Source organism: Hyalangium sp. (genome assembly GCF_035629615.1).
Taxonomy (GTDB): domain Bacteria; phylum Myxococcota; class Myxococcia; order Myxococcales; family Myxococcaceae; genus Hyalangium.
Map to the genome: position 1 here is coordinate 1 of NZ_DASPHO010000263.1, position 8432 is coordinate 8432.

An 8432-nucleotide genomic window follows, 5' to 3' on the forward strand; every position below is an offset into this window, starting at 1 on the left:
CACCTTCTTCTTGCTGCCGACGATCCACAGCGGCGCCTGCGAGCGATCCACCAGCAGCCGCAGCTCGCCCTTCTTCGTCGAGAAGATCTGCCCCTCCGAGTCGGAGACGATGTCCTTCATCTCCTGCCGCTTCAGGCTCCCCTTCTGCCCCACGTACACCCGGAAGCTCTTCTCGTCCTCCGGGTGGAAGCCCTTCTCCACCAGGTAGTAGTTGCCGTCCGTGTCGCGCAGCAGAGCGTAGGGCTCGTACTTCTGCGGGTTCTTCTCGTACTTCGCCCCCAGCAGCACCTTCTGCGCCTGCTCCGACTCCACCCACGTCCACGGCGTGGTGCGCTCGCCGCACCGCACCGCGCACGTCTTCTTCTCCGCGTCCAGCTCCACATCCGAGAACACCCGGTAGTCCTGCCCGCGGAAGTTGGAGTTGGCTCCCTTGTTGAAGAAGCGCGGCTCCAGGAAGCTCGTCCCCGAGATGCCATACGGCGGCGCCGCTACCTGGACGAACGCCTTCCCGTCCCCGTAGAACAGCTGCGTGTTCTTCTGCTCGTGAGGAGCCACCACCACGTAGTGCCCCTTGCCGTCCGTGCAGACGGCGGTCTTCTCCAACACCAGCTGCTCCCCCAGGTTCTGCCCCTTGCCCCAGGGGGGCTCGAGCCCCCAGGAGGTCCCCGAGAGCAGGGCTACGGCCGCGGCGATGAGACGTCGAGAGTGCATGAGCGAGACTCCGGCTAGAGGTTCTTCTCGAAGAACTGCTTGGCGTACTCTTCCTGGTTAGAGGCGTCCTGCTGCGTGGTGAAGCCCACCGCGCCCTCCTTCACCTCCAGCTTCAGCTCCGAGCCGAACTGGCAGGTGAACGTCTTCACCTTGGACCCGATGATCCGCTTGCCCACCGGTGAGCCGCACAGCTTCCCCAGCGTCTCGAGCGGTCCCCCGCAGTACGAGGAGATGCTGTACCTCTTGATGAGCTCGTCCGAGACGCTCTTCCAGTCGATAGTGCCCGTCACCTTCGTGCCGCACGCGTCGTTCATCGACTTCAGCACTTCGGTGAAGCCCTGCTGCTGCCCGGCCTCGCGCTCCTTGCGGTTGAAGGCCGCCAGCTTTGCCAGCGTGCCGTCCTTCTGCAGCTTCTCGTACCGCTCGTAGATGTCGCCCGCCTTGAGCGCCTGCGTGCGCTTCTCGTCATAGGAGACGGAGATCGCCTTGCGGCGGCTCGGCACCCAGAGCTCGTACTTCTTGGAGCCGTAGGAGTCGCGCACCACCAGCGTGTAGAAGTCCTCGCCCTTGTACTGGGTGACGTAGTCCACGCCCTTGCTCTGCTCGTTGATCGTGTGGAGCAGCGCCTTGCCGTCGAACTCGCTGTCCGTGCCCTGCACGTGGAGCAGGGCCTGCTTCTCGCCCTTGGGGCCCTTGGTGGTGAGCGGGATGACCGCGACCGACTCGCCCTCCGAGCCGACGTAGGCCTTGCCAGCCCCCACCGGCGCTTCCGCGAATGCGGACGTGCCACACAGCACGCCCACGGCGATGACCGTTGCCAGGATGCTTCTCATGTGTGTCCCCCTCCCTATGGGGACCGTGAGCCACTGCTCTTCAGTGGTCTGCTGCTGTCAGAGGTCGATCTCGTATTTCCTGCAGTAGGCGGTCAGCTTGCTCTTGTTCGAGCCCGTCAAGCTCCGCCACTGCGCCTTCGCGTTGCCCAGATCCTTGCGCTGGCAGTAGACGCGGCCGATCAAGTAGTTCGCGGCCTCCGTCGCCTTTGTCTGCTGGGTGCGCCGGGCGATGCGCAGCGCCTGGTCGAGCTCCCCGGACGCGAGCGCCTTCTCCGCCTCTGCCAGCTCCTGGCGCACCTCCTCGGGGATCGTCTCGGGCTTGACCGGACGAGCGGTGGAGGGTGCGGAGGATCCGGCCGTCACGGTGGGGTTGACCGGAGGAGGCGTCACCGGGGGCGTCGTCTCTGGCGGGACCGTGGGCTGGGACGGGGTGGGAGGAGTCGCGGTCTCGGGGGGCGTCACGGCAGGCGGAGGCGTCACCGGCCCCGGGGGATTCGAGGGAGGGAGCATCTTCCCGCCCACGACGATGCCACCGGCCAGGAGCAGCACCCCTCCAATGGCAGCCAGGATCAGCGGGGACTTCGAGCGGCTGGGCGCGGGTGCGAGGCGGGGCTGGGCGTCGAGCCCGGGCGTCGCGGGATGGGAGGAGGCGGAGGACGGCTGCGCGCTCGGACCCAGGACCGCGGATGGCTGCGCGGCGGGGAGCACCGCGGCGGGCATCTCGAGATCCGTCGGGCGGCGCGAGACGCTCATCCCGGATGGAGCGGGCTGAGCGGAGGCCTGCTGCTCCGCGAAGCGGAACGCCGCCAGGGTGGAGCCGCGCTCGACGCTGGGCTCCGGCGTGGCCGCCGGCGTCTGAGGCGCGGGCGAACCCACCGCCCCGGCGACTCCCGAGCGCGAGGGGACGAAGGTGGCGTCCGTGCCCTCCTCCTCGTTGACGGAAGGGTCGTTCTGCCGGATGGCGCCGCGCGGCGGGAAGGGGGTGGGATCCGCCCCCAGTCCGGAGAGGCTCTGCAGCGCGGTGCCGGTGAGCTCGGCGATGAAGGTGGCGACGTCCGGGTAGCGGTCCTTCGGCGCCTTGGCGAGCGCCCGATCCACCGCGGATACCGCGCGCCCGGGCAGGTCCGGCATGCGCGAGGCCAGCGACTCGGGCTGCTCGTGGACGACGCGGTAGACGACCTCGGCGATGGTGCCGCCCGCGAACGGCGAGTCCCCGCACAGCATCTCGTAGACGATGCACCCGAAGGCGAAGATGTCCGAGCGGGAGTCCACGTCCCGGTTGCGGCCCATGGCCTGCTCGGGCGCCATGTACCGGGGCGTGCCCATGAGCACGTCCTCCTGCGTCTGCAGCGTCTGCGAGCCCATCAGCTTCGAGATGCCGAAGTCCAGCAGCTTCACCCGCTCCGTCACCATGCCCTCGGAGTCCGTGGGCACCAGGAAGACGTTGGCGGGCTTCAAGTCCCGGTGCACCACGCCGGCGCGGTGGGCCGCCTGCAGCGCCGAGCCCATCTGCCGGGCGACGGAGAAGGCCTCGCGCATGGACATCCGCCCCTTGCGCAGCCGCTGCGCCAGGCTCTCGCCGCGCAGGTGCTCCATCACCATGTAGGGCGTGCCGTCCTCCAGGCTGTGGAAGTCCAGCACCTCGACGATGTTGGGGTGCCCCAACTGCGAGGCGATCTCCGCCTCACGGCGGAAGCGCGCGAATTGCTCCTCGCTCAAGTCGTCGCTGTGCAGCAGGACTTTGACCGCCACCTGCTTTCCAGGGAGGCGCAGGTGCCGAGCCAGGAAGACGGAGCCCATGCCCCCCTTCCCGAGCAGCGACGTGAGTTCGTACGTGTCCCGCAGGACGGTGCCGATCCGGATCTCGGCGGTAGCAGATGGGCTCATGAGACGTGGGGGAGGGGGTGGATCACCCAGGGCTCACTTAAGCCGCTTCAGCCGCGATGTGCCAGCATCCCTCACTCTCGGAGCAGCCCGCGCTGAGCGCCCCCCTCTCCAGGGGCCATCCGAGGGCCAGGCCCCAGGGGCGTCGCCTGGGCAAAAGCCCTCTCATGCGGTAAAATTCAACTCTCTCGGTAGCGAAGGGGCCCCAGGGCAGCACTTCCCGTCACGATGACGCGTACCAGGGGTGCCGCGCTCCCGGCCCGGAGCCGTGCCGCCCCGCGGGTCCAGGAACAAGCCCATGAGTACTTCATCGACGAAGGCTCCGCGGGTGGAGGAGCCAGACCGGATCGCCCAAGGGCTGCACCCCCTCATGGTGGCAGGCACGATCCTGCTCTCGGTGGCCATCACCCTCCAGTACCTGGGCCAGTGGAGGTTGATGGCGTGGGTCTTCGCGCTGTCCGTGGTGCGCCTGGGTGGCAACATCTGGCTCTCTCGGTGGGTGCAACCGAGGGCAGGGCCCACCGTGACCGAGTGGGGCCGGCTGGCGTGCAACGGGCTGGTCCAGGTGGCGACCGGGGAGGTGGCCGGGTGGTCGCTGCTGCTGTGGTGCTACATCCCCTTCAGCATGCTCCGGTTCCAGGGGCTGGATGGACTGGGGCGTGTCCGGGCGATCCTCTTCCTGGTGCTCATGGACACGGCGGCGTTGCTGAGCGGGGTGGATCCGTTCCAGCCCCTGGCCTTCAGCCTCCTCGGGGTGCTGTGCTTCCTGCTGACGGAGAAGCGCGCCGAGCTGCTGCAGGAGTCGCTGGAGGAGAGCATTGCCCAGCAGGCGCAGCTCTCACAGGCCCAGGATCGGGTGCAGCGGCTCCACGAGCGGGCCCTGGAGCAGGAGAAGTTCTCCAGCCTGGGGATGATGGCCGCGGGCGTGGCTCATGAGATCAACAACCCGATGGCCTTCGTCACCAGCAACATCAACCTGCTGCTCAAGGACCTCAAGCAGCAGCCCGCGCTGCCCGCGCCGCTGAGGGAGTACGTGGACGAGGTGCTGCCGGCGACGCTGGAGGGCATCAAGCGGGTGAACGCCATCGTGGCGGACCTGAGGCGCTTCGCGCGGGGAGACCCGGAGGCGCATGTCGAGTACCAGCTGAATGCCGAGGCGGAGGTGGCGCTGCGCATCGCCCAAGGGCAGTTGAACCACTGTCAGGTGGAGGTGGAGCTGGGGGATGTGGGGGTGTTGGTGGGCCGGCCGCGGCAGATCGTCCAGGTGCTGGTGAACCTGCTGGTCAACGCCGGGCAGGCCACGGAGCCGGGGGGCATGGTCCGGCTCTCCACGCGCCGTGAGGAGGACGGGGTGCGGGTGGAGGTTCGCGACACGGGGACGGGCATGGCGCCTGAGACCCTGCGCAACCTGTTCCAGCCCTTCTTCACGACGAAGCCCCCGGGCATGGGCACGGGGCTGGGGCTGGCGGTGGCCCACGGCATCGTCACCGCGCAGGGGGGACGCATCGAGGTGGAGAGTGAGCTCGGCAAGGGCTCGAGCTTCACGCTCCACCTGCCGCGGGTTGCTCAGCGCGCTCCGCTGAGCCTGGGCACGGAAGAGGAGGGGGCACGGAAGGACGCCAGCGACACCTCCGCAGGCCCCCCACTCAGAAGATGACGACCATGGCGCCCTCAGGCATCCGGTCGAAGAGGCGGGAGATGTCCGGGTTGTGCATGACGATGCAGCCCCAGGAGAGCCGGCCGCCCGTCTCCTCGAGCGACCACTCTCCCGCCCACCCGTGGAAGCCGATGCCGCTGCCCAGGCGTGTGGAGGCCTCCGTCGCCTTGCGCTCCTCCCAGGCCCGGGCGATCCGATCGCGCACCTCGCGGGTGATGAGCCCCTGGGCCAGCCCCCGCTCCGCGTCCCACAGGTTGGGGTAGTTCACCCGGAGCCAGTGGCCCCCGTAGTACTGGCCATAGGCCCCCGTGAAGGTGCCGCGGTGCTTCTGCACCACGAAGTACATGCCCACGGGCGTGCGGTTGTCGCCGCGCACCTGCTTGGGGCCCTCGGCCTGCCCGAAGCCCACCTCCACGCGCTCTACCTCGCGCCCCTGCTCGTACAGCCGCAGCTCGTTGCCCGCGTGGGAGACGAGCAGCAGCACCGGCTCGCTTGCCGGCAGCGGCAGGCGGGCCCGGGCCTGGGTGAAGCTCCGGGCCTCGGCAGCGGAGAGCCGCTTGCCCGCGTGCAGGGACACCGCGAGCCGGCCCTTCGCGCCCACCCGGCTCAGCACCTGCCCGCGCGTGACGCTCTCACCGGGGCGCAGCGTCACTGCCTCCAGCTCCGCGTACTCCGAGCGCACCCGCCGCAGCTCGTGGTTCTCGTAATAGAAGTGCTCCAGGGTGAGCGAGCGGCCCTCCGGACTCACTGCCTCCACCCGTCCGTGCGCCAGCGCGCGCACCTCGCTCCCCGCCGGCGCGCGAGAGGAGCCAGGCACGGGAGCGAAGCCATCAGCGGGCGGGACGGGAGGGCGGAGCCAGGCCTCGAAGGCATCTGAAGCGGGCGCTTCGCCGGCCTGGCCGGAGGAGGGGAGGGAGACCCAGCCCACCAGCAGCACTCCGAGGTAGCGTGAGAGGCGCGATGACATGAGTGGCACGCGAAGTGGACACCCGCGCCTCGGGCGCCGTTCCCGCTCCGCTGCCTGGCGAGCCGCCAAGGGGTGCTTGACAAGGAGCGCCCCAGCCTCGCATCAAGGAGCATCCATGCCGCCGAAGATCGTCCACCACGACACGGAGCCCCCCGGGCCGTGCAGCTACCTGCCCGAGCAGCAGGCCTCGCTCGAGCAGATGGTGATGATGGACGTGACGGCCTCCGAGTTCGAGGCCATGCTGTCTCGCGGGTGGCGTCGCTTCGGCCCCGTGTACTTCCGGCCGGCCTGCCAGGCGTGCTCCGAGTGCGTCACCCTGCGCATCCCCACCGCGACTTTCAGCCCCAACCGGAGCCAGCGTCGCGCCCGCGCCGCCTGCGCCCGCTTCCGCGTGGTGGTGGGCTCCCCCAAGGTGGACGCTGAGCGGCTGGCGCTCTACCACGCGTGGCACGGCTGGCGGGAGAAGTCCCGGGAGTGGCAGGCCTCGGAGCTGACAGCGCGCGAGTACTTCATCCAGTTCGCCTTCCCTCACCCGTGTGCGCGCGAGGTGGCCTGGTACGACGACGAGGCCGAGCAGGGCCCACGGCTCATCGCCATCGGCCTCTGCGACGAGACGTATGACTCCTGGAGCGCCGCGTACTTCTTCTACCACCCGGACTACGCGCAGTTCTCGCTGGGCACCGCCAACGTGGTGAAGCAGGTGGAGATCGCCCTCGAGCGGGGCCTGCCCCACCTCTACCTGGGCTACCGCGTGAAGGGCTGCGCCTCGCTGCGCTACAAGGGAACGTTCCGCCCGCACGAGCTGCTGGAGGGGCGCCCCGGCCCGACGGAGGAGCCGCGCTGGCAGAGCGTCACCGAGCCAGAGCCCATGAGGCCAGAGCCACCCCCCGTGCCTGGAGACAAGGCCGAGGAGTGAAGGAGGCCGCACGCCCGGGCTCGGCGTTCGGCGCGGGACATCCGCGGATGCTCCTTTGACACGACCGGCTCCCTTCCAGGCAGACTGTCACCATGTCCGGCACCTCGCCGCTGCCCTGGTTCGCCTTCTCGCTCTCGCTCTCGCCGGATGTGGCGCGCGAGCGCCTCCGGAACATGCCCGTGCTCGCCCTGCCTGACGGGGAGCTCGCCGAGGCGCTCGACGTGGAGCTCGTCTATGACGTGCAGTCCGCGGACTGGGGCGGAAAGGTGGCGCGGCTGGTGGATGCGCCGGGCCGGCGGGTGATGGGGCTGCTGCGGCGCATGCCTCCTCATACCTGGGCGCAGGTGGAGCGGCTGGAGGCGGCGCTGGCGCAGGCCGTGGAGGAACGTCCCTTGAGGGTGCGCACCGCCTCCGGGGCCACCCTCTCCGCGCGGGCCTTCACCCCTCCGGCTCCGGCGCATGCTCCCCAGGGCGTGGTGAGCGTGGCCTTCCTCGAGGCGCATGCCCGAGCCGCCGAGCGGGCCTCCCTCCCCGCCACCTATGTGGAGCGCCTTCAGGCCGAGGCTCGGATCGTCCAGACCGTCCAGCGGGCCCAGGCCGATCGCATCCGCTAACCCACGGATTTCACAGGGAGCTCTCTCGCGTAGGCAACTTCTCAAGAGTTGGGAGCGATAATTCCATACCTTTCCCCTCCTCCCTCGGGCGGGGCCTTCGGAGGCCGGTAGGATGCAGATCCCCCCCAAGAACAATCCCGCCCGGCTCATTCCTGCGATCACCGAGGGCGCCACGGCGGCCACGACTTCCGGGAGCTGGCGGCGCTCCACGGCGCGGGAGGTCCCCATCTCCGAGCTGCAGCAGAAGTTCGGCTGGGCGGAGGGGGGCTGGCAGGCCGATCTGCTGAAGGCGGCGGACGCGGCGAGCCCCGTCCGTACGCGCCGGGGCAATGGCAGCGTGTCGGCGGCGGAGGTGGAGCGCTACCTGCAGAACCCGACGGACTCGCGCTTCCTCACCTCCAGCGTGCTGCAGCAGCAGCGCTCGGCGCTGGAGCAGAAGCTGGCGGGCGGCGCGCGCTCGGTGGCGGTGGACGCCTTCGACAGTGACTGGCAGGACGCGGTGGCGCGCCGCGCGGATCTCAGCGGGGATGGCAAGCTCTCGCGCACCGAGCTGAACACCTTCTTCACGGACGTGAAGGACGGCAAGGCGCAGGACGTGCAGTGGGTGCCAGATCAGAAGAGCGCGATGTTCGAGAGCAAGGTGGCCGAGAGCGCCGGAGAGCTGGATCCGCTGCGCCCCGCCGGCTCCAGCGAGGGCCTGTCCCTGCTGAAGGACTACATGCGGGTGTCGCTGGATGAGAAGACGAACGTGCCGACGTTCGTGAGCCACATGCTGTCGGCGGCGGACCTCGAGGAGCGGCCCTTCGGTGTGAGCCGGGAGAAGAGCCAGTTTCAGGAGGATCCCGAGCTG

At 69.5% G+C, this 8432-nt stretch carries 7 protein-coding genes and 1 pseudogene; 4 read left to right on the forward strand and 4 right to left on the reverse strand.

Features of this window, described 5'->3' with window-relative positions; genetic code table 11:
* The 3 genes from VD972_RS13180 to VD972_RS13190 all read right to left on the reverse strand — a co-directional run.
* Positions 1-711 (reverse strand): hypothetical protein (locus VD972_RS13180; RefSeq protein ID WP_324986224.1); only part of this gene is annotated, 711 nt, incomplete at its 3' end.
* Positions 712-725: 14 nt separating this feature from the next.
* Entirely contained in the window at positions 726-1544 is an 819-nt protein-coding gene (locus VD972_RS13185; protein WP_324986227.1) for a hypothetical protein, read from the reverse strand.
* Positions 1545-1601: 57 nt separating this feature from the next.
* Positions 1602-3431, reverse strand: coding sequence for a serine/threonine-protein kinase (locus tag VD972_RS13190; protein WP_324986230.1), 1830 nt, complete (start codon positions 3429-3431; stop codon positions 1602-1604).
* Between the two features lie 295 nt (positions 3432-3726).
* On the opposite strand from VD972_RS13190, the gene VD972_RS13195 reads away from it, so the two are divergent.
* On the forward strand, positions 3727-5085 hold the full coding sequence (locus VD972_RS13195; protein ID WP_324986232.1) for a sensor histidine kinase: 1359 nt from the start codon (positions 3727-3729) through the stop codon (positions 5083-5085).
* On the opposite strand, the gene VD972_RS13200 is transcribed toward VD972_RS13195, so the two are convergent.
* On the reverse strand, positions 5075-6052 hold the full coding sequence (locus VD972_RS13200) for a L,D-transpeptidase family protein (protein WP_324986234.1): 978 nt from the start codon (positions 6050-6052) through the stop codon (positions 5075-5077). The genes VD972_RS13195 and VD972_RS13200 overlap by 11 nt on opposite strands.
* A 115-nt stretch (positions 6053-6167) precedes the next feature.
* Between VD972_RS13200 and VD972_RS13205 the strand changes: the two genes are divergently transcribed.
* The 3 genes and pseudogenes from VD972_RS13205 to VD972_RS13215 form a co-directional block, all read left to right on the forward strand.
* A complete protein-coding gene (locus VD972_RS13205) occupies positions 6168-6968 on the forward strand; it encodes an arginyltransferase (RefSeq protein ID WP_324986237.1) in 801 nt (266 codons plus the stop codon).
* A 92-nt stretch (positions 6969-7060) separates the two neighbouring features.
* Positions 7061-7582 (forward strand): gamma-glutamylcyclotransferase, encoded by a 522-nt coding sequence (locus VD972_RS13210; protein WP_324986240.1) that lies wholly within the window; start codon positions 7061-7063, stop codon positions 7580-7582.
* A gap of 112 nt (positions 7583-7694) precedes the next feature.
* Positions 7695-8432: pseudogene (locus VD972_RS13215) on the forward strand (DNA/RNA non-specific endonuclease); the annotation flags it as partial.

Bases quoted from the DNA above. Each gene is read 5' to 3' on its own strand.
- VD972_RS13185 (WP_324986227.1), bottom strand. From the start codon at position 1,544: ATGAGAAGCATCCTGGCAACGGTCATCGCCGTGGGCGTGCTGTGTGGC.
- VD972_RS13190 (WP_324986230.1), bottom strand. From the start codon at position 3,431: ATGAGCCCATCTGCTACCGCCGAGATCCGGATCGGCACCGTCCTGCGG.
- VD972_RS13195 (WP_324986232.1), top strand. From the start codon at position 3,727: ATGAGTACTTCATCGACGAAGGCTCCGCGGGTGGAGGAGCCAGACCGG.
- VD972_RS13200 (WP_324986234.1), bottom strand. From the start codon at position 6,052: ATGTCATCGCGCCTCTCACGCTACCTCGGAGTGCTGCTGGTGGGCTGG.
- VD972_RS13205 (WP_324986237.1), top strand. From the start codon at position 6,168: ATGCCGCCGAAGATCGTCCACCACGACACGGAGCCCCCCGGGCCGTGC.
- VD972_RS13210 (WP_324986240.1), top strand. From the start codon at position 7,061: ATGTCCGGCACCTCGCCGCTGCCCTGGTTCGCCTTCTCGCTCTCGCTC.